The sequence below is a fragment of the Paenibacillus sp. JDR-2 genome, from assembly GCF_000023585.1.
Classification (GTDB): Bacteria; Bacillota; Bacilli; order Paenibacillales; family Paenibacillaceae; genus Pristimantibacillus.
In genome coordinates this window covers 4,801,373-4,826,931 of sequence record NC_012914.1, presented here as the reverse complement: position 1 = coordinate 4,826,931, position 25,559 = coordinate 4,801,373, and the positions used below count along the sequence as shown (strand labels likewise).

The 25,559-nt window shown below is 49.1% G+C and carries 20 protein-coding genes; 15 read left to right on the top strand and 5 right to left on the bottom strand.

The features are described from left to right. Positions 1 to 5: 5 nt before the first annotated feature. From PJDR2_RS21225 to PJDR2_RS21215, 3 genes are all read left to right on the top strand, one after another. Positions 6 to 1,328: an ABC transporter substrate-binding protein gene (locus tag PJDR2_RS21225; protein WP_041613540.1), complete on the top strand. Its 1,323-nt coding sequence runs from the start codon at positions 6 to 8 to the stop codon at positions 1,326 to 1,328. A 125-nt stretch (positions 1,329 to 1,453) separates the two neighbouring features. Further along, positions 1,454 to 2,023, top strand: a complete 570-nt coding sequence (locus PJDR2_RS21220; protein ID WP_015845780.1) for a hypothetical protein — start codon at positions 1,454 to 1,456, stop codon at positions 2,021 to 2,023. A 350-nt stretch (positions 2,024 to 2,373) separates the two neighbouring features. Continuing rightward, positions 2,374 to 2,973: a hypothetical protein gene (locus tag PJDR2_RS21215; RefSeq protein WP_015845779.1), complete on the top strand. Its 600-nt coding sequence runs from the start codon at positions 2,374 to 2,376 to the stop codon at positions 2,971 to 2,973. A 71-nt stretch (positions 2,974 to 3,044) separates the two neighbouring features. Here the strand turns inward: PJDR2_RS21215 and PJDR2_RS21210 are convergent, their stop codons facing one another. Both PJDR2_RS21210 and PJDR2_RS21205 read right to left on the bottom strand, forming a co-directional pair. After that, complete coding sequence (locus tag PJDR2_RS21210) at positions 3,045 to 3,758, bottom strand: DUF421 domain-containing protein (RefSeq protein ID WP_015845778.1); 714 nt, start codon at positions 3,756 to 3,758, stop codon at positions 3,045 to 3,047. Positions 3,759 to 3,865: 107 nt separating this feature from the next. Beyond that, complete coding sequence (locus PJDR2_RS21205; RefSeq protein WP_015845777.1) at positions 3,866 to 4,804, bottom strand: cation diffusion facilitator family transporter; 939 nt, start codon at positions 4,802 to 4,804, stop codon at positions 3,866 to 3,868. 263 nt (positions 4,805 to 5,067) lie between these two features. Between PJDR2_RS21205 and PJDR2_RS21200 the strand changes: the two genes are divergently transcribed. The 6 genes from PJDR2_RS21200 to PJDR2_RS21175 all read left to right on the top strand — a co-directional run bounded on the left by PJDR2_RS21200 (position 5,068) and on the right by PJDR2_RS21175 (position 12,811). Beyond that, positions 5,068 to 6,666, top strand: a complete 1,599-nt coding sequence (locus tag PJDR2_RS21200; RefSeq protein WP_015845776.1) for a xylulokinase — start codon at positions 5,068 to 5,070, stop codon at positions 6,664 to 6,666. A gap of 126 nt (positions 6,667 to 6,792) precedes the next feature. Further along, a complete protein-coding gene (locus PJDR2_RS21195) occupies positions 6,793 to 7,890 on the top strand; it encodes a GntR family transcriptional regulator (protein ID WP_015845775.1) in 1,098 nt (365 codons plus the stop codon). Positions 7,891 to 7,987: 97 nt separating this feature from the next. Beyond that, the gene (gene araD / locus PJDR2_RS21190) at positions 7,988 to 8,680 is read left to right on the top strand and encodes an L-ribulose-5-phosphate 4-epimerase (RefSeq protein ID WP_015845774.1); all 693 of its coding nucleotides are present in this window, start codon (positions 7,988 to 7,990) and stop codon (positions 8,678 to 8,680) included. A gap of 203 nt (positions 8,681 to 8,883) precedes the next feature. Further along, positions 8,884 to 10,497 (top strand): spore germination protein, encoded by a 1,614-nt coding sequence (locus tag PJDR2_RS21185; protein WP_015845773.1) that lies wholly within the window; start codon positions 8,884 to 8,886, stop codon positions 10,495 to 10,497. A 15-nt stretch (positions 10,498 to 10,512) separates the two neighbouring features. Further along, entirely contained in the window at positions 10,513 to 11,637 is a 1,125-nt protein-coding gene (locus PJDR2_RS21180) for a GerAB/ArcD/ProY family transporter (RefSeq protein WP_015845772.1), read from the top strand. Next, a complete protein-coding gene (locus tag PJDR2_RS21175; protein ID WP_015845771.1) occupies positions 11,624 to 12,811 on the top strand; it encodes a Ger(x)C family spore germination protein in 1,188 nt (395 codons plus the stop codon). The genes PJDR2_RS21180 and PJDR2_RS21175 overlap by 14 nt, the downstream gene beginning before the upstream one ends. On the opposite strand, the gene PJDR2_RS21170 is transcribed toward PJDR2_RS21175, so the two are convergent. Beyond that, a complete protein-coding gene (locus PJDR2_RS21170; protein WP_015845770.1) occupies positions 12,798 to 13,331 on the bottom strand; it encodes a hypothetical protein in 534 nt (177 codons plus the stop codon). The genes PJDR2_RS21175 and PJDR2_RS21170 overlap by 14 nt on opposite strands. Positions 13,332 to 13,476: 145 nt before the next feature. Then, positions 13,477 to 14,553, bottom strand: coding sequence for a GntR family transcriptional regulator (locus PJDR2_RS21165; RefSeq protein ID WP_015845769.1), 1,077 nt, complete (start codon positions 14,551 to 14,553; stop codon positions 13,477 to 13,479). A 434-nt stretch (positions 14,554 to 14,987) separates the two neighbouring features. Between PJDR2_RS21165 and PJDR2_RS21160 the strand changes: the two genes are divergently transcribed. Genes PJDR2_RS21160 through PJDR2_RS21145 form a run of 4 tightly spaced genes read left to right on the top strand, consistent with a single transcriptional unit; the run spans position 14,988 to position 22,211 of the window. Next, a complete protein-coding gene (locus PJDR2_RS21160) occupies positions 14,988 to 15,905 on the top strand; it encodes a glycoside hydrolase family 43 protein (RefSeq protein ID WP_015845768.1) in 918 nt (305 codons plus the stop codon). A gap of 19 nt (positions 15,906 to 15,924) precedes the next feature. Further along, positions 15,925 to 18,528 (top strand): glycoside hydrolase family 38 C-terminal domain-containing protein, encoded by a 2,604-nt coding sequence (locus tag PJDR2_RS32020; protein WP_015845767.1) that lies wholly within the window; start codon positions 15,925 to 15,927, stop codon positions 18,526 to 18,528. Continuing rightward, on the top strand, positions 18,494 to 21,532 hold the full coding sequence (locus tag PJDR2_RS21150; RefSeq protein ID WP_015845766.1) for an alpha-mannosidase: 3,039 nt from the start codon (positions 18,494 to 18,496) through the stop codon (positions 21,530 to 21,532). The genes PJDR2_RS32020 and PJDR2_RS21150 overlap by 35 nt, the downstream gene beginning before the upstream one ends. A gap of 16 nt (positions 21,533 to 21,548) precedes the next feature. After that, positions 21,549 to 22,211, top strand: coding sequence for an SGNH/GDSL hydrolase family protein (locus tag PJDR2_RS21145; RefSeq protein WP_015845765.1), 663 nt, complete (start codon positions 21,549 to 21,551; stop codon positions 22,209 to 22,211). 49 nt (positions 22,212 to 22,260) lie between these two features. On the opposite strand, the gene PJDR2_RS21140 is transcribed toward PJDR2_RS21145, so the two are convergent. Next, on the bottom strand, positions 22,261 to 23,226 hold the full coding sequence (locus PJDR2_RS21140; RefSeq protein WP_015845764.1) for an MTP-1 family protein: 966 nt from the start codon (positions 23,224 to 23,226) through the stop codon (positions 22,261 to 22,263). Positions 23,227 to 23,371: 145 nt separating this feature from the next. Here PJDR2_RS21140 and PJDR2_RS21135 point away from each other — a divergent pair, with 145 nt between their 5' ends. Both PJDR2_RS21135 and PJDR2_RS21130 read left to right on the top strand, forming a co-directional pair. Beyond that, on the top strand, positions 23,372 to 24,241 hold the full coding sequence (locus PJDR2_RS21135; RefSeq protein ID WP_015845763.1) for a helix-turn-helix domain-containing protein: 870 nt from the start codon (positions 23,372 to 23,374) through the stop codon (positions 24,239 to 24,241). A 396-nt stretch (positions 24,242 to 24,637) separates the two neighbouring features. Next, a complete protein-coding gene (locus PJDR2_RS21130) occupies positions 24,638 to 25,552 on the top strand; it encodes an ABC transporter permease (RefSeq protein ID WP_015845762.1) in 915 nt (304 codons plus the stop codon). Positions 25,553 to 25,559: the final 7 nt, after the last annotated feature.

The following is a 25,559-nucleotide window of genomic DNA, read 5'->3' as shown; positions in this document are numbered from 1 at the left end:
AGAAGATGAAGCGAAGTGTCTACAAAGGTTTGACGTTGTTGTCGCTTGCCGCGATGCTGGCATTGACCGCTTGCGGAAGCGGCGGTGGGAATAACGGAGAGTCAACGGCTCCGAACAACAGCGGAAACGGCGACTCCAAAGCACCGGTGAAGCTCAAAATCATGTGGCAAGGAGCGGACATCAGGCATCAGGCGATGCTGAAAACGCAAGAGGTTTATACGAAGGAAAATCCATCGATTACCTTCTCGCCAGAATACATGGCATGGGACGATTATTGGAAAAAGCTTCCGACGCTTGCCGCTTCCCATTCGTTGCCGGATGTCCTGCATATGGACGGGGCATACATTCAAGAATATGCGACTAGGGGCACTCTGGAGGATTTATCGGATATCGATCTTAGCGGCGTTATCGACGATAAGACGCTCGAAAACTTGAAAATCGGAGGCAAGCTTTACGGCATTCCGATCAGCCGTAACGCGCAAGGCATGGCGTTCAATAAGGAGGCGCTCGAAGCGGCCGGCATTGAGCTGCCGAAGAAGGACTGGACTTGGGACGAATATTTCGACTTTGCGAGAAATGCGCGAACCAAGCTTCCGGATGGCGTCTATCCGATCAGCGACACGGATACGTGGGACTTTTACCAGTATTATCAAATGTCTTACGGCAAAGGCCGAATTATTCAAGAGGATGGGAAGAAGTTTAATCTGGACAAAGACCTGTTCATGAACTTCTACGGCATCCATGCGGAATTCCGCGAAAAGAAAATCGTTCCTCCAGCGGACATGGTCAGCGCGTTTAAGGAAAACGACCCGCAAGCGGACCCGATGGCAAGCGGCAAAGTCATGACAAGGGGCGCAACGGTTGGTTCGGTAGGGGCGCTTGAACAGTTAATGCCCGGAAAAATAGACGTCGTCAACCTTCCGGTCGGGCCTGAAGGAGGCGGCTGGGCGCAGCCGACCATCTTCCTTAGCGTAAGCACCGATTCCAAGCACAAGGATGAGGCGAAGGCTTTCATTAAATGGTTCGTGACCGATAAGGCAGCCGGCCAAACGTATGGCACGAATTTCGGCATTCCGATCTACGACGAGATCTACACAGCGCTTGAGCCTACCTTGGCACCGAAGGAGAAGCTGGGCAAGAAATTATACGATACGGCGATTGACAAAGCAATGCCGTTCTCCCCGGCTGCGGCAGGGTGGACGGAGTGGGTAGACAACTACAAGAAAACGATGGATTCCGTTATGTTCGGCCAGAAATCGATTGAGGACGCCTATAACGAAATCTCCAAGTCAGGAAACGCGATTGCAGAGAAGCAAGCTGCGAAATAATTTATTTGAAAAATAATGCAAGGCGGCAAACCATTCCGGGTTTGCCGCCTTTTAGTTAACTTAGTAGGATTGATGGGCAGGTTATTGTATGATAGATAAGAAGTATTGAAATTTTGGAGGTTTACATGTCCTGGAGCAAAATGAAGCAACAACTGGAGAGCTTTCTTAGTCCGGCGTTATTGGGGAGGGTCGAATACCGGTCAACCAGCTACCGTTATTTACCGGATAAAGCAGGGCTTTGTTATATAGCCGTAGATAAGAAGAACGTATTTAATATGAGTGATGCAACTACATCGATCAGATGGTATCAGACCGAGCAGGAAATCAAGAATGATCCACAGCTTCAAATTCCGATCAGCAAGGATGAGATTGAAGCGGTGAGAACGGATACCAAAGGGTTGGTTCCGGAGGATCGTTTAAAGGTCATTGCGAGAGGCAGGAAAATAGGCGAGCTTGCAAAGGAGCTTTTGTCAGCGCAGACATCCCTAAGCAAATCAAACTTTGTTGTTATAGCCAATAAATTTTTGTCTCTTTCCATTGAGGAGAGCATGGAGAGCAATGATATCTTATTGAATATCCTGGCGTTGGTTGATAGACGGGTCGGGAAAAAACGGATTCAAAACATGAGCGAGAAGATCAAGTTAAAGCATCCAATCGTTCAATATTTCCATGAATTGCGGCTTAATGCAATGTGAGTAAGGCGTCCCTGAATCAGGGGCGCCTTTTTGTGTCGTTTTGTGTAAAAAAAGGTTCAATCCGTTCCTGTTGAAGCCGGAGGAGAGAGCTCGCGCTTACGGATCCAGAGATTGCGGTGGAAGAAGTCGCCGGCAGCGAAGGCGCCAGGGAAGGTAACCGTGCAGTCGATGTATAACTACGCAGAACAGCCGTAGAGATCAATAACTTCTATAGAAGAGAGACAATTCATTCCATGTGAATTGTCTCTTTTTTATGGAAACAGAAATAATAAGTGAATAATAAATTTTTAAGATCTTTTTAATACCCGCCTTCTATACTGATTCAAACGTGAAGAGAGAAGGGAATGCACATGAAACATAGTCGTAGCGTATTTGTTCCCGCCGTTGTTGTGGCGCTGGCAAGTCTTGCCTTAATCTTCTACGCATTTTTTGGCACAATCCATCAGGGCCCTCCCGGAATAAAGCCTGGAGAAAGAGGCAACGAAGGACTATTTAAGACCATGGGAACGATTGCTGTCTGGTGCGCCGCCGTTAGTTATGCGTGGCTGCGATTGAAGCGCAAGCGCAGATCGTCGTCTTCTCTAGTGAAGAAGCTGGTCAAACTTTTTGACAAAGCGCATCGGCTTGCTGGTTACGCAGCAATGGTCTTGATCGCTGCGCATGGCATTTATTTTTTGACGCAATCGAGAATAAAGGACGACACTTATACGGGTATCGCAGGATTTGCGCTGCTGCTCTCGTTAGGGATCTACGGTTTTTTAATCCGCCGGGTAAAGAACAAGCATTTGCGAAAAATTCATTTCTTGCTGGCAACCGCGTTTGCCGTTGTGGCTGTTATTCATGCAGGCGGTTCTGCGATTATCGCGATACTCAGCATAATCATGTTCTGGGGACTGGTCTGGCTGGTTGAACGGAATGCGAACCCGTCGACCGAGAAAGGAGCAGCATAACCTTTCAGTGAACTCACGGCGGGCAGAAGTACGCTGTGAGTTCATGTCATGTTCTAGCCCATAGTCAGGTTCTACAATTCTATAGGATTTTCTAACCGATCTTGATAAAAATCGAAATACAGTTTCCCATCGGTACCTTTAACGGCATAGAACACTTCGGTAAGTGAATGGCCTTTCTTTTGCACTGCTTTTTCGATGGTTTCCGTCTTCATATTTGCTTCATTTAAATGTTCGTAAATTAACTTGCCTTCTTTTATGAGTTCTATAGGAAAGTTAGATGGCTTAGGCGGTTTATTTTGAGAATTCAGTTCATGTAGATTGAGAGGCCGATATTCTTTCTTCCTCAGAACGGAAAGCTTACCGCTATTTTCGAGTAAGGCATACTCTACTTCAGAAATATCGAAGATTTCCTTCTCGCGAAGCATTTCGTAAAAGGAATCCAGCGTTAATTTGTTTTTCCTCATGTTCTCCTCAAGAAGAGAACCTCCTTCCACGATGACGGAGGCCTTTCCGAATAACAATCTCTCCATACTTCTTCCTTTTAAGGATAAAAGACTAAGCAACCACGAGGTGACGGTAAACACACCAAGCGAGATTAAAAGATGGGATAGATTTATCTTCTCGTTAAAAGCAATATTCGCCGAGATGGCGCCCAAGATAATGGCCGTCACGAAGTCATGGCTATTCATGTTGGATAACGTTTGTTTGCCAATGATTCTTGTAATGATCAGAAGGAGGATAAAGGCAGAGATACTCCTGAATAAAATGACATAATGCTGGGACATTGGAAACCTCCATGAATTGTATTTCAGTTAATTTTTCTTTAAGCCCCTTTATTTATTCGAATACAAAAAAAGACCAGCTTAAATGCTGATCTCGATTGTTGAATTCATTAAGTTGAAGTCAAAAACTGTCGTCCGTATTCGCCATGATGATGAATAGCGGCATGCTCAATCTGGATGGTCGAGTGGATGATGCCGTATTTCTCTTTCAATAATTCATTTAAGGCAAGCGTAATGCAGTACGGCTGGGTATTGGAATGGGCGAGAACATGGGCTGTCAAAGAATAATGGTCCGTGGATATTGCCCACAGATGCATATCATGCACGTCTAATACGCCAGCAACACTGCTCAAATCCTGACGTATCGACTCCAGATCGAATTGCTCTGGAACTGCCTCCATTAGAATAACGTAAGATTCGCGGATGATTTTTACGCCGCCGATCGCGATAATGCCGCCAATCACCATGCTTATAATCGGATCGAAGAGAAGAATGCCAGTGGCTTTCATCAGAATGGCGGATACAATTACCCCTGCCGAGCTGAGGGTATCGCCTATGAAATGCCATAACGCGCTTTTGACATTGAGGTTTTCCTCCTCTTTCGTGCTTCGGTGCAGCAACAACGTAAGTACGACATTCACGACCAAACCGATTATGGCAATGCCAAGCATGAGGCCCATATCTACCGGCTGGGGATGGAGTAGCCGCTGAACGCCTTCATACCAGATAAACACCGCTATAGCTACTAGCGCAAGGCCATTCAAGAATGAGGCCATGATCTCGAACCGCACGAAACCGAAGGTGTATTGGCTGGTAGGCTGCCGTGATGCCATATAGATGGCGAACATGCTTAAGCTGAGCGCGAGCACATCGGATATCATATGCGCGGAATCGGAGAGAAGAGCAAGCGATCCGGACAATAAGCCGCCGACAATTTCAATTGCGGTAAATAATGAGGTTAACGTCAAGGTGAGCCACAGCGTTTTTTTTGATGTGGACTGCTCTTTCACATGCGGGAGATGATGATAGTCCCCTTTACCTTTATCCATGGCATTCACTCCTTTTTCTAGATTAGAATGATTATAAACAACTAATGCAACTTAAGTATATGCCTACCATAGCCAAACGTTCAAATGAACATTATATGGATAACGGAAGGAATTCTCATTCTCACAAACTTCTTCCCTATTTTCACAAACGCCATCTCAACTTTCACATGTACATACAAGTTACATTGATGTTATACTGTCTACAGACAAGTTAGTTATACTGGAATTCATACAAATTCATTAATCATAACGGAGGAACAAACATGAGTCTTGATGTGAGAGAGGCTATTAAGAACGGCAAAACAGTACTTGGAATCGAGCTGGGTTCTACCCGGATTAAAGCAGTTCTCATCGGTGAAGATAATACGCCAATTGCATCGGGCAGTCATGACTGGGAGAACAGCTACCTCAATAATATTTGGACATACAGCTTGGAGGATATTTGGAAAGGCATTCAAGACAGCTATCAGAAGATGGCGGGCGATGTGAAAGAGCGGTATGGCGTTGCTTTGCAAACCATCGGCGCCATTGGGTTTAGCGGAATGATGCATGGCTATATGGTATTTGATCAAGCTGGCAATCAGCTTGTTCCTTTCCGTACATGGAGAAATAATATAACTGAGCAGGCATCGGCTGAGCTGAGCGAATTGTTTAATTTCCATATTCCTCAGCGCTGGAGTATCGCTCATCTGTATCAAGCAATTTTGAATCAGGAAGCGCATATCTCGGATATTCATTTCCTGACGACTCTGGCGGGGTACATTCACTGGAAATTGACCGGTCAGAAGAATCTTGGCGTAGGTGAAGCATCCGGCGTATTCCCGATTGATATCCATGCGGGAAGCTTTAGCGAGGTTATGATCAATCAGTTTAATGAGCGGATTGCGGCAAAAGAGCTTCCTTGGAAGCTCGAGGACATATTGCCTCAAGTATTGGTTGCGGGCGAGCATGCAGGGGTGCTGACTGAAGAAGGCGCGAAGCTTCTGGACGTTACAGGAGAGCTGCGGGCGGGAATTCCGCTCTGCCCAGCCGAAGGTGACGCCGGAACCGGCATGGTTGCAACTAACAGTATCGCGAAGCGCACGGGCAACGTGTCCGCGGGAACCTCGGTATTTGCGATGGTTGTTCTGGAGAAGGAGTTGTCCAAGGCTTATGATGAAATCGACCTCGTTACGACGCCTACCGGCAATCTGGTTGCAATGGCTCACTCCAATAACTGCTCGTCCGATCTGAATGCATGGGTTGGCTTGTTTGACGAATTTGCCAAGGTAATGGGCCTGAATGTTGACGCAAACAAGCTGTACGGTACTTTATACAACCTAGCCCTGCAAGGCGATCCGGATGGAGGCGGCCTGCTCGCTTATGGTTACCTCTCGGGCGAGCATATGACGCATTTCGAAGAAGGCCGTCCATTGTTTGTGCGATCCTCGGAGAGCAGCTTCACCCTGCCGAATTTCATGCGCGTTCATCTGTTTACGGCACTTGGAGCGCTTAAGATTGGCATGGATATTCTTCTTAAGCAAGAGGAAGTGAAGCTGGACCAGATCCTTGGTCATGGCGGCTTATTCAAGACCGAAGGCGTAGGGCAGAAAATCATGGCGGGCGCTCTGAACGTTCCTGTCTCCGTCATGGAGACCGCCGGTGAAGGCGGAGCATGGGGGATTGCCCTGCTTGCTTCCTATATGATGAACAAAGCTGAGAACGAAACGCTGGAAAACTTCTTGAACGAGAAAGTATTCGCAGGCAAAGCCGGCTCGCAGGTTTCCCCTGATCCCAAGGATGCAGAAGGCTTTGAAGTCTTTATGAAACGGTATAAGTCGGGACTTTCCATTGAAAGGGCCGCGGTTGAATACTTGAAATAAGTTGTTATCTGGAGCATGCAGATAGAAGGAACGATTGGAGCCGGGAGTAGTATTTCCTGGCTCTGATTTGTTAATCTATACTCATATCGCAGAATCGTACAGACAAGCTAGTAAAGGGGCAAGTTCATGAAAGAAAAATCAATGCCGAAATACATTCAGCTCAAGAAAGAAATATTGGTATGGCTGGATACGGGAAAGCTGCAGCCCAATGAGCAGATGCCGTCGGAGAACGAAATATCCGAACAGTTCGGGCTAAGCCGGCAAACGGTCCGTCAAACGCTTGGGGAGCTTGAGAAGGAAGGCAGGCTGTACCGCCTGCAAGGAAAGGGTACCTTCGTAGCGGAGGCGCGGGATAGCGAGAGCCGTGTGGAAACCCAAACGATAGGCCTTATAACGACGTATATTTCGGATTATATCTTCCCGCATATTGTCCGGGGAACGGAAGCGGCGATTCGCGCCAAAGGCTACCGGCTGCTGCTCTCCAGCACGGATAACGATAAGGGCAGGGAACGGGAAAGCCTGTCGATGTTAACGAGCCAGCCGCTTAGCGGTCTGATTATCGAACCGACCAAAAGCGCGGAAGGGAACCCGAATCTCGCTTATTTTCTCGCGCTTAACAACCGGCGAATTCCTTATGTCATGATAAACGCCAGGTACCCGGAAATCAGCTGTCCTTCCCTGATTATTGACGATGAGGAAGGCGGCAGTACGGCCGCTCAGCATTTGCTCGAGCTGGGACATCGCCGGATCGTCGGATTTTTCAAGACGGATGACCAGCAGGGTGTACTGCGCCTGAAAGGCTTCATGCGCGCGCATCAGCAGGAAGGTTGTCTGCTTCAGCCTGAGTTTGTTGTGGCTTACCGGACGGAGGAGAAAGCGAAGAAGCCGATTGCGGAAGCAGCGAGGCTGCTGGAGCTTCCCGAAGAGGAACGGCCAACGGCATTTGTCTGCTACAACGACGAGTTAGCCTTGCAGCTGCTAGAGGTTATCCGTCAAGCCGGCCTATCCGTACCGCAGGATATATCTATCGTCGGGTTTGACGATTCGCCGCTTGCGACGGCCTCCGAAGTGAAACTGACAACGCTGGTTCACCCAAAGGCGGAAATGGGAGAGGACGCCGCAAGGATGCTGTTCGAGCTAATTGAAAGCAGCGGGGCTTTGATTCCGGAATCTAAAACATACAAGCCAAGCTTGATTATTAGGGAATCGACCCGCAAGATGTAATGACAAGTCGTGGGTCATGGCAAAATAAATGTAGAAAACATGTACGTACAAGTGTATAATGACAATGAAAATGAAGTTCGACGAAAGGATGAGCATCATGCTGGAGCGGTTAAAGCAAGAGGTATTGGAAGCCAACTTAGATTTGCCTAAGTATGGTCTTGTTACATTCACCTGGGGGAATGTGAGCGGTATCGATCGGGAGAGCGGCCTTGTGGTCATTAAGCCTAGCGGCGTGCCTTACGATAAGCTGAAGCTAGAGGATCTCGTTGTAGTTGATCTTGAGGGGAAGAAGGTAGAGGGCGAGCTTAAACCATCCTCGGATACTCCAACCCATCTCGTCTTATATAAAGCATTTCCGCAGATTGGCGGAATCGTGCATACGCATTCTCCGTGGGCTACAAGCTGGGCGCAAGCCGGCAAGGGGATTCCTGCGCTGGGAACCACCCATGCGGATTACTTCTACGGCGAGATTCCGGTTACCCGCGCAATGACACGCGAGGAGATCGAAAGCGCTTATGAGCTCGAGACAGGCAACGTGATTGTCGAGACGTTCAAGGATAAAGATCCAATGATGATTCCAAGCGTTCTTGTGAACAGCCATGCGCCATTTAACTGGGGCAAAGACCCGCACGAAGCCGTTCATAATGCGGTAGTGGTGGAAGAAGTGGCGAAGATGGCCCTTCATACTTATAATCTTAATCCCGACATTCAGCCGATGGATCAGGCTTTGCTTGACAAGCATTTTCTCCGGAAGCACGGGGCTAATGCCTATTACGGCCAAACCAAATAAAGAAGCATATTATTCCAAGACGACTTTCTTCTGGTTACAGAAGGGAGTTGTCTTTTTTTTTGTGCTGATCGTGTATAAGGTCTAGCGCAGCTCGGTCCTTGTATATTTAAAGCCAAATTAGGAATATTATTCTTACATTGCCATTGCCCTCAGTCTGCATCCTTCTAATGAATGAGTTAGAGTAATCAAAGGAATGATTATGGATGTTATCTTCTATTAAATCCCATATTCCGGGATGGAGCGTGTTTTTCCAGGCACTAATTACTCTTGTCGTTCCCCTATTGATATACCGGATCTATAAAGCGCTGGCCTCTTTAGCGAATGACAAGCTGGTCTCCTCGGGCGGGGCTAGCAGCGTTGATGCTTCTTCGGACGAGCCGATTATTCATCCCATTACCGCAGATTACGATGCCAATCTGGATAAAATCAGGAACACGATTGGGGTAAACAGCGATGTCGTCATCCGCGAACTGACCATGGGAGATGCCAAGGTCCGTGCTGCTCTCATTTTTGTAAAGGGCATGCAGGAGGATCAAGTGCTAAAAATGCAGATTATGCAGATGCTGCGGGATACGGAGCTGTCTCTCCCGATCATTGAACGTTTGCCTACGAATGCGGCTCACAGGATCTCTTCGATGGAGGAGCTTACGAAAGCTATTTTATTTGGCTATTTGGCTCTAATGATTGACGGCCGCGATGAAGGTTTGCTGATCAATCCGCCAAGCGGACCTGCCCGCGATATATCGGAGCCGGTATCCGAATCACTGCTGCGCGGATCACGCATTGGCTTTACGGAAGATATAAACGTAAATACCGCTATGCTGAGAAAGCAGGGAGTCACGGAAAACCTGCAAGTCCGGAGCTTTATGGTTGGCCATACCATTCAGAAGGAGCTGGCTATCCTTTATTTGGATCAAATCGTTAACCCGGATTTACTCCGGGAGGTTATCGGCCGCATTGAGAAAATAAAGCTCGATTATGCGGCTGAGTCCGGTTATATCGAACAATTGATCGAGGATAATTATTTAAGCCCTTTTCAGCAAACTCAAAACACGGAGCGTCCCGACCGGGTAATTGCGGCGCTTCTCGAAGGAAGAATCGCGATTTTGCTGGATGGAACGCCGTTTGCGCTTATTGTGCCGGTCACCTTCAGCATGCTCCTGCAATCTCCGGAGGACTATTTCGAACGCTGGCTGCCCAGTTCTTTATTGCGTATGCTCCGCTTTTTGGCTGCCTTTATCGCCCTAATGGCGCCATCCTTGTATATTTCTTTTATTTCGTTTCATCCGGGTTTAATCCCTACGGAGCTTGCTTTGACGATTATTGAGACGCGGCAGGGCGTTCCGTTTCCGGCGTTGATCGAGGTTATGATTCTGGAAATTGCCATCGAAATATTGAGAGAAGCGGGAATTCGGCTGCCCAAGCCGATTGGACCCGCAATGGGCATCGTTGGTGGTCTTGTTATTGGAGAGGCAGCCGTCCAAGCGGGAATCGTAAGCCCTTTTCTCGTTATCGTCGTTGCGGTCACGGCAATTTCATCCTTTTCGATTCCGATGTACAGCGCCGGGATTACGCTTCGGCTTCTCCGGTTCGCGGCTATGCTGTTTGCCTCGATTTTGGGCATGTTCGGAACCATCTTGTTCTTCTTGCTGATCTGCTGCCACCTATCCAAATTAAAAAGCTTTGGCGTTCCTTATCTTACTCCGCTAACGCCATTCCGCTGGAGTGACTGGAAGGATTTCTTTGTGCGCGTGCCGATCTTCATGATGAAGAGAAGACCAAAGCTCATGAAAACGATGCAAAACAAACGCAGATAGAATCGAGGGAAAACGATGTCTGCTTCACAATCATTTCTTGCCCAGGACGATAAAATCACATCCTCGCAGGCGGCTTTGGTTTTAAATAATACAATGTTGGGAGCGGGTATCCTGACTCTGCCAAGAAGCGTAAGCGAGACGGTGAAAACACCGGATAGCTGGATCTCCGTGCTTTTGGGAGGTCTGATCGTAATGCTTGTTGTCGTGCTGATGGTCAAATTAAGCCTGCGCTTCCCGGGCAAGACCGTCTATCAATACACGCAAATCGTGATTGGCCGTTATCCGGGCATTTTATGGTGCCTGTTATTAGTCCTGTATTACATTGCAATTGCAGGCTTCGAAATCCGCGCGATGTCGGAGGTAACGATGTTCTACCTACTGGAGGGGACGCCGATATGGGCGATTACGATTCCGTTTATTTGGGTGGGCGCTTATTTGGTTCGCGGAGGCATTAATGCGATAGCGCGGGTTGGTCAGATTGTCTTTCCCATCAGCTTGTTTATCTTGATTGTCTCGTATTTGCTGAGTTTAAGACTGTTTCATCTCGACAATCTGAGACCGGTTCTGGGTAATGGGATCTTTCCGGTCATTCAAGGGTTGAAATCGACCGTTCTGGTCTATTCGGGATGCGAGGTCGTAATGACGCTTGTGGCCAAATTGGATAATCCGAAGCAGGCTCTAAAGGCTATGTTGATCGGCATCTCCATTCCCGCCGGGCTTTACTTTATTACCATTATCATGGTCATCGGAGGATTGTCTATCGATTCGGCGGTGACCAGTACATGGCCAACGATAGATCTGATCCGGAGCTTCGAGATTACGGGATTTCTGTTCGAACGATTCGAGTTCCCGCTGATGGTCATTTGGCTGATGCAGATGTTCTGCAACTACAGCAGCTTCTTTTATAATTCTTCCCTAGGGGTATCGCAATTGTTTAATCTTCCTTACAAGTCGGTTATATTCGCGCTTATACCCTTTATCTTTCTGGCGGCCATGGTTCCGAAGAACATTAATGAGGTGTTCATGCTTGGAGACGATATCGGATACTTTAGCATCTTATTGTTTATTTTGTTTCCCGTCAGTCTTACGCTAATTGCTCTTATAAGATCTAAAGGCGGTCCTCAACATGAGAAGTCTTAAGTTACCGGGACTGGTGCTTGCCGCTGCCGTCCTGTTCACGCAATCCGGCTGCTGGAGCAGCAATGAGATTGAGGACCTCGCGGTTTATGCGGGCATGGCGTTAGATTCTGGCAAGGAGAACCCGGAAGAAAAGGCATTTGAACAAGAGGGCGGGAGCTATTCCAAGCAGAACAAAATAACGGCAACCGTTCAAATTGTCCCGCTGAAAGCAGGGTCTAAAGATGAAGTGAGGGGCAAGACTTCGCCCTATACGAATATTACGGGAACGGGCGATTCCGTTCTCGAGATTTTCCGCCAGTTCTCCTTGCGGTTGAATAAGCCGATTATTGGCCATCACTTGAAAATTATCGTAATATCCTCGCAGCTGCTGCAAGAAAGGAACATCAAGCAGGTGACCAACTTTATGCTTCGGGATAACGATATTCGGCCCAGCGTAAAAATATTTATAAGCTCGGGCAAGGCGCTGGATGCTTTAACCTTAAAGACGCCCGATGAGGTTCCTTCCTTCTTCATTAACGATGTTGTGGAAAATCAGTTCCGGACAAGCAAAATAATGGACGCTGTTCTGCTGACGGATCTGGATGCCATGATGCATTCCAAACAAAGCTTCATCCTCCAAAATATTATTCAGGCCAAAAAACATATCGAATTTTCGGGAGCCGGTATTATAAAAGGGGACACCGGACGCTGGATCGGGAATTTGACGCAGGAAGACGTGGAATGCATCGACTGGCTGACCAATCAAGGGGATAGCGGAACGATCAAAACCTACGACGAGCAAGGTAATCCCATCACTTACGAGATGAAAGCCATGAAAACCCGCATCCGGGTAGAGACGGATCAAGACAATCAGTTTACCTTCCAAGTCCGTGTTGAAACCAAAGGCAGAATCAGCGAGGATTGGGATGTGGAGGGGAATCCTGCCTTAAGGTCCTACCAGAAAGAGATAGAGAAGTTGTTCGAGAGCAAGCTGACGAGCATGATCGAACATCTGCTGAGCGCCATGCAGACCCGTTATAAGGTAGACGTAGCCAAGTTCTGCCAATCTGTGAGGATTCAGAAGCCGGGATTATGGAAAGAGGTCAAGTCCAATTGGGATGATACGTTTAGCGCTTCGAAAATCAACTTGGATATCGACCTGCAAGTAACGGATTTCGGCTCTACGACAAAATAAACGACAGCGCCGCCTCTCGCGCGGCGTTGTGGGCCAGCCGATGCAGGTAGTTGTTTTTCTTATGCTTGCTAATGTATTTGATCTGAAGATTGATGTCCGGGAACTTGCGATTAAAGCTGGCTAGGGCGGCTGACAGCTCGTTTCTTGCGGATGCGTTTCGGGTTTGCGGGCGGGTTTGCGGTGCAAGCAAATGGGAGATGCGGATACAGTCGGTGTATACGACGACGATTTTAGGCGGATGCTCCAGCTCTGCATAAGCGGCAGTCAGGGTATCCAGGCTGAAAATAATCGCCAATACTTCGCCATGGTTCGAACCGTAATCCTTGGTAATCGGCAGCTTCTTGGCGGATAAACGGATCGTCCGGTTAAAGACGGTACAACAAGCAGCGCCGTAAGCGTTATGCGAGGCGAAGCCTGCGTAATCGCAATAAAGGAACATCGTGCCTTTATTTAAGAGGTATTGTCTTAATTTTGGGCTTGCATAAGCCTTTTTAACGAGCGGATTATTGCTTAAGTCCATACGTGCAACTCCTATATAATGTAGTGCGGGGGAAGGGTATTCGATCAGCATTTACCGATCGTCTTCATTTTAAACCTGGTTACGCTTGTTTGACGGGCAATAAAAAAGACTGCTCCCGCATCGGCGAGCAGTCTTTTTGCTTGAATTAAACCGGTCTAACGGTATCCCGGATGATTAGACTGGTAGGCAGCATGACTTTTTTGTTTCCATAAGAATTTCCTTCGCTGATTTCTAGCAGCAGCTTAGCGCTTTCGTAACCAAGGACATCAAAATATTGCTTCACCGTACTCAGAGCAACCTTGGCGAATTTGGAGCTTTCGAAATCGTCAAAGCCCATAAGCGAAATCTGATCCGGAATCCGGATTCCCCGGCTGGTCAACTGCTCGAGTACTTCGAGGGCGCGTTTGTCATTCGTGCAAAAGAGGGCCGTAATCTCTCCCTCTTGAATTTGCCTGGCAAGCATATCATAGTCCAATTCCTTTTCCAGATAGAGAAGCTTCTTGTTCACGGGCAGGGAAGCATTAGTCATTGCATTGTTATAGCCGTTGTACCGGTCTACTTCCGGACTGAGATGGAAATCGTAAGCGGCAAATCCGATCTGCTTATGACCATTCCGGATTAAATATTCAACGGCTTCATAGGCGCCGTCGTGATTGTTGCAAGTTACGACATTAACCGGATAACCAGCCGGCGAGCGGTCCAGCATAACGAATGGAATCGATTTCTTCCGAATGTCATTCAGATAGCTTTTCGCCCCAACCGGATCCGAGGAGTAAATAAGAAGTCCTCTAATATCGGATTGGATTAACCGTAAAATAAGCTCGCGTTCCTGTTCGAAGTCATTTTCCACGAACTCGATAATCAATTTGCAGTCATGCTTGCCGAGGAAGGACTGAATACCCTTCATAATCTGCATATAGGAGCTGTCGTACATTTCAACGCCCGAGATAACAAAAGCAACTAGATTGGAGGCTTTTTCGGCTACGGCGGTCTGGCCGGCGGCCACAAAGCTTCCTTTTCCCCGAACGCGGTAAATAACTCCTTCGTTCACTAGCTCGGAAAGCGCCTTTCGGACCGTTATGGAGCTTACATTTAACATTTTGGAAAATTCCGATTCGCTTGGGATGCGGTCATCCTTGGAAATTTCCTGATTCTCGATCTGTGCCAGCACGTAATCCTTAACAAGTTGATACTTAGGTAGTCCGGGCTCTTTTTCACTCATTATTGAGTCACCTCATAACAACATTTCTTTAATTATAACTTAACTTAGGTTGAATTGGTATACTAACTTTTCACCGAAAGAAAAAAATGGCGAACACACTAGCCAGAATTTGATTTGACGAGTAGGAAGATGCTCCTATTTACACAAAAAAGGTTTGAAAAATTTAGGGGTTCGTATTACTATAGGTTCAAAGATAGTGTGTGAACTTGTCGTTCTTAGCATAATAAGTTATAGAAGATAACGACAAGATTCGTAAGGAGGTTAGGATAAAGAAGCTATTATTTTGCTTGTGTAAGCGCTTAACCAGTAGAATTTTAAATGAAAGTACTATAATTTGACGACAGGAAGTGTGGGAATACAGGACACTTCTACTGTGTATCTCGCTTCTTCGTATACTTACCTACTACATTGATGACTACTAGGAGGAACAATTCATGAATAATAAACTTACATCCGGCAATCCCGTATTTCCTGGCTGGTATGCCGATCCGGAAGCAAGAATTTTTGAGGGACGGTATTGGATTTATCCGACTTATTCGGCGAAATACGAGGAACAGCTGTATCTGGATGCCTTCCATTCCGACGATCTGGTGAACTGGACCAAGGTGGAACGGGTTCTAGACAAGGAAGACTTCAAGTGGGCGGATAAAGCGGTGTGGGCGCCTTCGCCAATCGAGAGCGACGGAAAATATTATATCTATTTCTCTGCTAACGATATTCAAAGCAATGAGGAGCTTGGAGGCATTGGCGTCGGAGTTGCGGACCGTCCGGAGGGGCCATTCCGCGATGCAATAGGAAAACCTCTCATTGACCGTTTCCACCATGGCGCGCAGCCAATTGATCCGCATGTTTTTCGGGATGAAGACGGCCAGGTGTACCTCTACTACGGAGGCTGGGGACATTGCAATGTGGTCCGTCTCGGCGAGGATATGATTAGCCTGCTTCCCTTCGAGGACGGGACCGTCTACCGCGAAGTGACGCCAAAGGATTATGTGGAAGGACCGTGTATGATCAAGCGGAACGGCCAGTATGTCTTCATGTGGGCGGAAGGCGGATGGGGCGGTCCTCATTATCGGGTAGCTTATGCGCTTGCGGAATCGCCGCTGGGTCCATTCGAGAGAATTGATACTATCTTGCAGCAGGATCCGGAAGTGGCAACCGGGGCAGGGCATCACGGATATCTTCAAATCCCGGATACGGACGAGTATTATATCGTCTATCACAGACGCCCGTTGACCGAAACGGCCGCGAACCACCGGGTGGTGTGTATCGATAAGCTTACCTTTAATGAAGATAATACGATTCGTCCCGTGAAAATCAGCTTCGAAGGTGTTGCGGCCCGTAAACTGTAATCTGTGGACAGGTGATCAAATGGATCAAGCCAAAAAGGCTTATTTCGTAGACGGCTATCATGGCGGAATCAAAGGCCATATGCCATTAGGGTCATGGGCGGATGTGATCCGCCGGCTGGAGCAGGATCCGAATTGGAAGCTTTCCCTGGATACCGAGCCGATTTCCTGGGAAGCTCTGCGCCGGACGGATCCCCGTTCTTATGACGCAATAAAAGAGTATCTGCAAAGCCATGCCGGGCGCGTTGAAATGGTGGCGGGCAGCTATGCCCAGCCTTACGGCTGGGTCATTGGCGGAGAAAGCAATATCCGCCAGTTAATACGCGGCAGAGAAGTGATACAGGAGCATTTTCCGGGGATTGCCGTTGATACCTATGCCTCTCAAGAGCCTTGCTGGAGCAGCAGCTACCCTCAAATTCTCCGTTCGCTTGGCTATAAGCGCACCGTGCTTAAGAATCCGGGAACGGGCTGGGGCGGTTATGCGTCGGGCGTCAATCGCGAAACGGTGCTCTGGGTTGGCCCGGACGGAACGTCCATCCCTTGCGTGCCAAGATACGAATGCGAGGAGCTTCTGAATTGCTGGGAGTCGGAAGCGGGTTACATGAAGCCGGAGTTCGTGGAGAAGTGTCGGGCATACGGAATCGCGCACCCGGCAGGCAGCTTCCTTCAAGATCTGGGCTGGACCGCCCGGCCGTGGCTGAACGAGAATTACATTCAATATACAACATGGCGCGAATACATAGAGGAGATTGCAGTCCAACCGACGGAAGCGTGGTATTTCACCCAGGAGGATATCCGCTGTACACTGCCATGGGGAGAAGGGACGCTTCAGCGAATGTCGCGGGAGGTTCGGGCTGCGGAGCAAGCCGTTGTATTGGCGGAGAAGCTGGCTTCCATCTCCAGCGTGACGGGCAGTCTAGTTTACCCAAAGGAGAAGCTGCGTGAGGCTTGGGATCAGCTCCTGCTGTCCCAGCATCATGATGCCTGGATCTGCGCCACAACAAGAACCGGAAGGGAGAAGTGGGCATGGCAGGCCGGAACGCAAAGCTGGCTGGCGGAGGAGATTGCTGGCGATATCCGCTTCCAGGCGATGAACAGCATGGTTCCGGAACCGCAAGACGGAATCAAGCCTCAAGCGTATGGAGTCCGTGTATTTAATGCTTCGGGCATTGCCCGCAAAGAATTAACCGAAATCGAGGTTCCGGGAACCGGAGGAACCCATCTGATTCGAGTCTTGGATGCCGATGGTTCGGTTATTCCCAGCCAGCTGGTTCCGACGAGGGTATCCGAGGAGGATGGCGGTATTTTTGCCGGCAAGCTGATATTTGAAGCGGAGACGCCTGCCATGGGTTACCGGGATTATAGGCTTGAGCATGTGAAGCGAGAAGACGCGGATACTGCCGGCACACCGAAAGAAAACCCTGTATCTGTTCAAATCTGCGACGATTACTCGATCCTGACGACCGATTTGTACCGAATTAGAATCGATATCAAGCGCGGCGGAGTTGTTACGGAGCTATACGACCTCACGAAGAACCGGTCCCTGGTATCTCCTGACCAACCGTTTAATGAGTTAACCGGTTATCTGATCGCAGAAGCCTGTTGGGCCAGCAGCATGGAGTCGCCGGTAATTTTGAAAGTCATAGAAAATGGTCCGCTTCGTGTCGCCATCGAGATGAACGGCCAATTTGCGGGTACCGGCTTTGTTATGACTTTATCGGCTGCAAAAGGCCAGCGCAGGATTGATTTTCATATACGTTTCCGCTATGAGAAAGATACTTGGATAGGCGACCCGTGGGAAATGGCGCCGGAGAACCGAAGCACGGAACGGCGAAAGTCCCATCATAATACCCGTTATAAGCTGCAGGCGCGTTTTCCGATTGCTATTGGCAAGGGGAAGCTGTATAAGAATTCCGCCTTTGACGTAACCGAAAGCCGTCATTCGGATACGCGGTATGAACGTTGGGATGAGATTAAGCACAATATCATCCTGAACTGGGTAGATGTTTACGATGAGCAGAGCAATTGCGGACTGGCTATATTCTCCGATCATACGACGGATTATTCGCATGGCGACCTTGACCCGCTCGCGTTAACGCTGGGCTGGGGCGCGGAAGGCGGTTTCTGGTGGGGGAAACGTCCGCTTCAGGATGTGCGGGAGATGCGGTATGCGATCCTGCCCCATGAGGACCGGTGGGACCGTGCCGGAATTGCGCATGAGTCCGAACGTTGGACGCAGCCGCTGCAACCGATGCATATACGCTGGTCAAAGCCGAAATCGCTGTCCTTGCTGCATGTGTCGGAGCCTTCTATTGAAATCAGCTCCTTGCAGCGCGACGGAGGAGACTTGCTTGTCAGACTGTACAATTCGGGAACGGTAGACTCTGCCTTCTCGCTTGTTATCAATGCGGAATCGAGCGGTATTTCGGCTGTTGAGCTTGACGGCAAGCACAAGGAAATGGTGCAGCACAGCCGATTGCCTAATGGCGGTTGCGAAGTCGGAATGACATTGCCGCGTCATGGTCTAGCTACGCTTCGGATCTCCGATATTCGTTACAACAAAGACGAAACCATAGGATGTGAAACTGGAATTGAATACGAGAAAAGAAATTCAGTATCAGATTGAGAAGCTGCTGAGGGTTAAGCGGGACTTTATTTATAAGAAATTATCAATCGTTGAATTTGCGTACTTTGTTACCGGAGAACGTCTTTCGTATTCCGATATCGATTCACACTCCTTTGAGCCAATAAGTGCCGGGGATCGCTGGGGAAGCAGCTGGAAGTATGCCTGGCTTCGCAGCAGCTTTGTTGCGCCTGTTGGGACGGAAGGCAAGCGGCTGGTCGTGCTCGCGGACTTTGGTTCGGAGGCGACGCTTTACGTGAACGGGATTGTAAGCGGAGCGCTCGATTTGCAGCATTATGATGTGACCTTAACCCGTCTTGCGCGTGAAGGCGAGCGTTTCGAGCTTGCCGCCGAAGCTTATGCCGGCCACTCCGGTCATCAGCCGGTATTCGGCGAATCGTATTTGTGCCAGTTCGAAGAGGAAGTCTATCAATTCTTCATCGACCTGGAATGCTTGTGGCAGGTCCTTCAATTTACGGATGCGAACTCCCTGCGGGCTGCCGAAATTAACCGTTGTTTAACGGATGTTATTGCCGCCTTTGATTTTGGGCTTCAGGGCAAGGAACTTATAGAGAATGTTAACGGCTGCCGCAAAATGATGGAGCCGCTCCTTGCCTGCGTGAACGGATCTACTTCTCCGCTGCTGTATTTGATGGGCCAGTCCCATCTTGATATTGCCTGGCTGTGGCCTATTGAGGAGACGAGGCGGAAAATTGCGCGCACGATGTCCAATCAGCTTGCGCTTATGGACGAATATCCGGAATATACGTACATCCAAAGCCAGCCGTATTTATTCCGGATCGTTAAGGAGCTTTATCCGGAGCTCTACTCCCGCATCAAGCAGAGAGTGGCGGAAGGGCGAATTATTCCGGAAGGCGGCATGTGGGTCGAATCGGATACGAATCTGGCAGGCGGCGAGAGCCTGATCCGCCAGTTTCTTCATGGCAAGCGTTACTTCATGGAGGAATTCGGCAAGGACAACGAGATGCTGTGGCTGCCCGATGTATTTGGTTATTCCGGCAATATGCCGCAGATTATGAAAGGCTGCGGGATTCATTATTTTGCTTCCGTCAAAATGTTCCAGACCTATGAGAATGCCGTTGATCCGTTCCCGTACAACACGTTTATATGGGAAGGAATCGACGGATCGGAGATTCTGACGCATCTTCTGGATTATGGCGATTTCCCAATCCGGGTGAATCCGTCATTCCTGATTGGGCAGTGGAACGACCGCGTGCAAAAGGACGGCATTGCAACCCGGCTTGTCCAGTACGGGCATGGAGACGGCGGAGGCGGAGCGAACCGGGATGATCTGGAGTTTCTGCGCAGGCTCGAGAATCTGGAAGGCGTTCCGCGGACGAGACAAAGCTCGCCGATCGATTATTTCGAGGATCAGCGAGCAAGAGGGATTCCGGATGCTAGATATGTAGGCGAGCTGTATTATCCGGCGCATCGCGGAACCTATACGACGCAGGCGAAGCTGAAGAGGTTGAACCGGAAGACGGAGATCGGATTCCGCGAATACGAGCTTTGGGCCGCTGCCGCACAGCTGTTCCAGATGAAGGCGTATCCCTATGAGAAGATGGATGGCTTGTGGAAGCAGCTCCTGCTGCATCACTTCCATGACATTTTGCCGGGAACCTCTATTCACCGGGTCCACGAAGAAGCGCAAGCGGAGTTGGCTAAGCTTCATGAGACGATTTACGAAATGGCCGATGATGCTAAAGCTATGCTTGTAAAGTCTGAGCAGGAAGGGGTTACCGTATTTAATCCTCTGTCCTGGAATCGTAACGAGTTGGTTGCGTTACCTGTTGGGGTTGCTGCGGTTGCGGACCATTCCGGTCAGCCGGTACCCGTGCAATGGCATGGCGGGGTTGGCTATGCCCGGCTTGAGACTCCATCCTTGGGATGGGCGGCTTATGCCGCCATCGCAGAAAGCCAATCAGGGACTGCGGATTCTCACTCGGCTGTGTCTGCAACAACTTCGCGCCTGGAAAATGAATTCATGGCGATAACCATAAACGGCACGGGAGAAATCACCAGTATCGTTGATAAGCAGACGGGCGTTGAATGGGCAGCCGATTCCTGCAATGTGCTTGCGATGTACCGCGACCAGCCGTCCGCCTTTGACGCGTGGGAGATCGACCGCCGATACCGGGCTTCCAGGGTTGAACTGGAGGGGCAAGCGGAGATAACGGTTACCGCTAGCGGCCCGCTTTTCGCCAACGTTCGCGTCCGGCGGAAGCTTAACCAATCGACGGTTGTGCAGGATATTCGAATGGAAGCGGGCAGCCGTAGGGTTGAATTCCGAACAACGGTTGAATGGCGGGAGAAGAACAAAATGCTGCGCGTTGATTTTCCGGTCCGGCTGCATGCCAATGAGTCGATGCAGGAAATCCAGTTCGGTTACGTACGCAGACCTAATCACGCCTCCAGACCGCACGATGCGGACCGGTTCGAAGTAAGTCAGCATAAATGGACGGCGCTCGCCGAGACGGGGCGTGGGTTTGCGCTGCTGAACGACTGCAAATACGGAATAGCCGTCAAGGGGAATACGTTAAGCATGACGCTTCTTCGCTCGCCGTCTTATCCGGACGAAACCTCCGATCAAGGAACGCATGAATTTACATATGCTTTCTTGTTCTGGGAAGGAACCTTTAGGGACAGCCGAGTGATCCAGGAAGCTTACGAGCTTAATTACCCGGTCAGCGCCTTAAGCGGTGCGGGCCGCTTGGACCAGCAATCCCTCTTGCAGGTTGACCAGCCCGGTATTCTGGCGGAGACGGTCAAGCTGGCCGAAGACGGGTCTGGGGATTGGATCGTACGTCTGTACGAGAGTACGGGTTCCTCCGTGTCTTGCGGTATCCGCGCCGGTCTGTCTTATTCCGCCGCGTTTGAGACTAATATGCTGGAAGCTGACTTAACGGAGCTGCCGGTTGCCAATGAGCGTGTTAACCTGCATTTCCGGCCATTTGAAGTCAAGACCATCCGTCTTGCGCAAAATTAAGGGAGGTAGTGTATTCATGAAGCTTGAGCAAGGGCAAAGACTGGTAATTATCGGTGACTCGATTACCGATTGCGAGCGTAAATTCCCCCATGGGGAAGGTTTATTCCAAGGCGTCGGCAAAGGGTATGTCGCGCTTGTGGATGCCTTGCTGCAGACCGCTTATCCGGAGTTGTCGATCCGCGTAACCAATATGGGCATCGGCGGCAATACCGTAAGGGATTTGAAGGCCAGATGGCAAACGGACGTACTTGATCTGAAGCCGGACTGGCTGACGGTTATGATCGGCATCAATGACGTATGGCGGTATTTCGATCAGCCCAATATTCCCGAATCGCATGTGCTGCTGGAGGAATACGAGCAGACGTTGGAGGAATTGGTGAAGTCTGCGCAGCCGGAGGTACGGGGGCTCGTTATCATGACGCCTTTCTATCTGGAGCCTAATCCGGAGGACCGGATGCGCAAACGGATGGATGAATACGGCAAGGCTGCAAGAAGAGTGGCAGAGAGAACGGGCGCCGGCTTCATTGATATCCAAGCGGCGTTTGCCCCGCAGTTCGAATACGTGCATCCTACGGCCATCGCTTCCGACCGGGTGCATCCGGGCTTGCCTGGCCATATGATTATTGCGCGGGCCTTGCTTCAAGAACTTAGCTTTGAATGGGAACGGATGAAGGGCTGACAAATATGGCGCCTCGGGGAGAACTCCCCAAGGCGCCTTTAGTTGTTGCTTATCTGATTCGGAAGTTTACTATCGCGCCTTCGCGTTCAAACGGGTAATCGATGACAATACGTCCGGACTCCGTATCGCCGATTCCGCTGAATAGATTGACCTTGCCGTCTGGTCGCATTTCTATGCCTGCCGTGAAGGCGCAATCGGTCAGATTAGGCTTCTTGGAAGGACCTTCCGGGTAGCAAGGGCGGGTGCCGATAATTTTCAGATCGGTAAACTGATTGGTATGCGGATCGAGCGCAAAAGCCATATTCATATACGTCCAAATCTCCTGATCGAGGCTATTGACGGCTTTATAGCAAATATGCCCGATAACTCCGATCCTGCCGCTCTCCAGCAGATAGGCTTGGTTGCAGCCTCCCCATTCATCCTTTTGGAATAGTCCGGGGATATGGGGCGCATTCTCTATAACCGCGGATGACAACTCATCGAGGCTATTGATTATCGTAAAGCCGATCAGGGATTCGCTTCCGTATTTTTGACGTACGTCTTCGCTGCGCGGTCTGGAAAATACGCCAATTCTGCAATCCGGGAGCTGTACGAGGCGGATATCCTTCATATAGTCGGGCCCCGTGGTGAAGTAGAGAAGATCGTGAACATCCGTCCCTTTGTAAAAATAACCGTAAAAGGTATTCAGCCGCCCCTGGTTGTAACGGACATGAGTTCCGCCCAGGACAAGCTGCTCATTAACGATACTGATATAAGGGTCCTCCAGCTGATAGATCATGGTATCCGGTACAAGCGTCCATTCATCCGAACCGGTCTGTTCGAACAGTCTGACCCAGGAACGCGCCCATTCCTGCCGTTTTTCAACGCGCCCGTAGATAAAGCGCTTGCCCTTCCATTCAAACGGAATGGAGGGGTTATACACGTCGAAGCCGTCAATACCCAAGAAGGTAAGCTTAGCACTCTCGTAAATCCGTTTGTTGTCTTCGAATCGGCGGCGCTGTTCAAGTAAATTCATGTCTCTAATTCTCCTCTCAATGGTTGCTGACAGCCTAATCGTAAAGGATGAGAGACTATAAATCTTGCCTATACTTCGTATGGATTATGGTACTTTGACCTTGCTTTTTATTGGATGCAAAAGAACAGGAAAGGGGCTGACCGCCATGCTAAAGCTTCTTGCGGCCGACGGGATCGACCCGGATATCCAGGCGCATTACCGGATGATCGCATCCGTGCACGATACGATCGGCCTGCATACGCATGATTTCTTTGAGCTGTTTCTTATCCTGCAGGGAAGCGTTGTGCATAAGGTTAACGGCACCCGGCAGCTGCTGCGGGAGAATACGCTTGTCTTTATCCGTGACCGGGATGTTCATAGCTATGAGCAAACAAGCGAAGGGGATTGCCAGTTCATTAATCTCTCGTTCTATAAAGAGGTTATTGACGAACTGTTTGCCTTTCTGGGGGCGGGGTTTCCGAGCGGGAAGCTGTTTGAGCCGGAATTGCCCCCAACGCTATTGCTGTCCAAGACCGAAAAGGAATACGTGCGTTACCGGCTTGATCAAATTAACTTAACGCCGCTGAGCCAGAAGCTTGTGGTCAAAGCGGAAGTGAGAGCGCTGCTGACGGATCTTTTTTTCCGTTATATTCGGATTACGGCGGAGAAGGATGAACCGTACGGCCAGCCGGACTGGTTCCTTGCGCTTTGCCAGGAGATGAGGAAAAAGGAGCATTTTACGAGGGGGACCTCCGCGTTGCTCCAATTGTCGGGCAAATCCCATGCTTATTTATGCAGAGTGTTCAAGCAGCAGCTGAGGATTTCGCCTACACGTTTTATTAACGATTTGAGGTTGTCTTACGCGGAAAATTTGCTGCTCAATACGGATATGGACATTTTGGACATTAGTTTGGAGACCGGTCTTGAGAATGTCAGCTATTTCTATGAATTGTTTAAGAGGAAGCATCGTATGACGCCCCACCGGTTCCGTCAATTCGGCAGTCCGGCTGCCGTGAGCAGAACCAACGAAGGTTGAGAGTCCGATTCGTTCTGTAAATTGGGCTTTAAGCCTATTTGAGGAGGTTTGCATACTAACTTATACTAAGTTCCCCTAAAAAATTAGAAAAATGTAGGAGAAAAACTGTATTGACGTCCAAAAAAGTATGTGTTAATTTTAACATAGTATAACAAGATTGAAGGGGGGAGGTAAGCCGTTCCCTATGATTTCGTTTCCTTTGTGGCAATGCTCCTTTCTAGGAAAGATATGCGATTAGTCGCTATCCCGTGAAGATGGGACAGGAAGCGTTCTTGAATAGGTTCAAAAATGAATGCGCTTCCAATCAGTATGTTTACCTGCCTTTTCCAGTTGTTAGAGAGCGGCAGGCATTAGTTGGTATACTAAATTGAAAATGGCTGTTGAAGGGGTGTTTTTTTGGAAACAACCAATAAAAGCTTGTGGTCGCGGATTAATAGACATCGTTATTTGTACTTGATGGTTTTGCCGGGATTTCTAACGGTTCTTATCTTTAACTACTTTCCGATGTACGGCATTCTGATTGCTTTCAAAAAGTACAGCGTGGTCAAAGGAATTATGGACAGTCCATGGGTGGGATTTAAATACTTCAATACGTTCTTCCATGATCCGCTTGCGTTCAGGGTTTTGAAAAATACATTGCTGCTGGGCCTATACACGTTGTTCTGGTCTTTTCCGGCACCTATCATTCTCGCGTTGCTGTTTAACGAGCTGCGGAACAAAAGGTTCAAAAAGATCGCGCAAACCGTTTCGTATTTCCCCCACTTCATCTCGGTTGTTATTGTCGCGGGCATGATTAAGGAGTTTGCGGCTAGAGACGGACTCTTTAACGATATTATTTCCTTCTTCGGCGGATCGCCTGTGATGTTTCTCTTGGAGCCGGGTTATTTCAGAACCATCTTTATCTCGTCGGGGATCTGGCAGGGGGTGGGTTTTGGAACCATCATCTATCTGGCTGCATTAAGCGGCATAGATCCTACCCTGTATGACGTAGCGGAAGTGGACGGAGCCAACCGGTGGAAAAAAATCGTACATATTACTTGGCCGTCATTAAGATCCACAACCGTTATATTGCTTATATTCGCCGTTGGCGGAATACTCGGATCGGACTTCCAGAAGATTATATTGCTCTATTCGCCTGAAACCTACAGCGTAGCGGACGTCATCGGATCCTACGTGTACCGACAAGGGATATTGGGGGCGCAATACGAGTATACAACGGCAATCGGCTTATTCATGTCCGTCATATCCTTCGTTATTCTGTATCTGACCAACTGGATCAGCCGCAAGGTGTCAGATACAAGTTTGTTCTAGGAGAGGG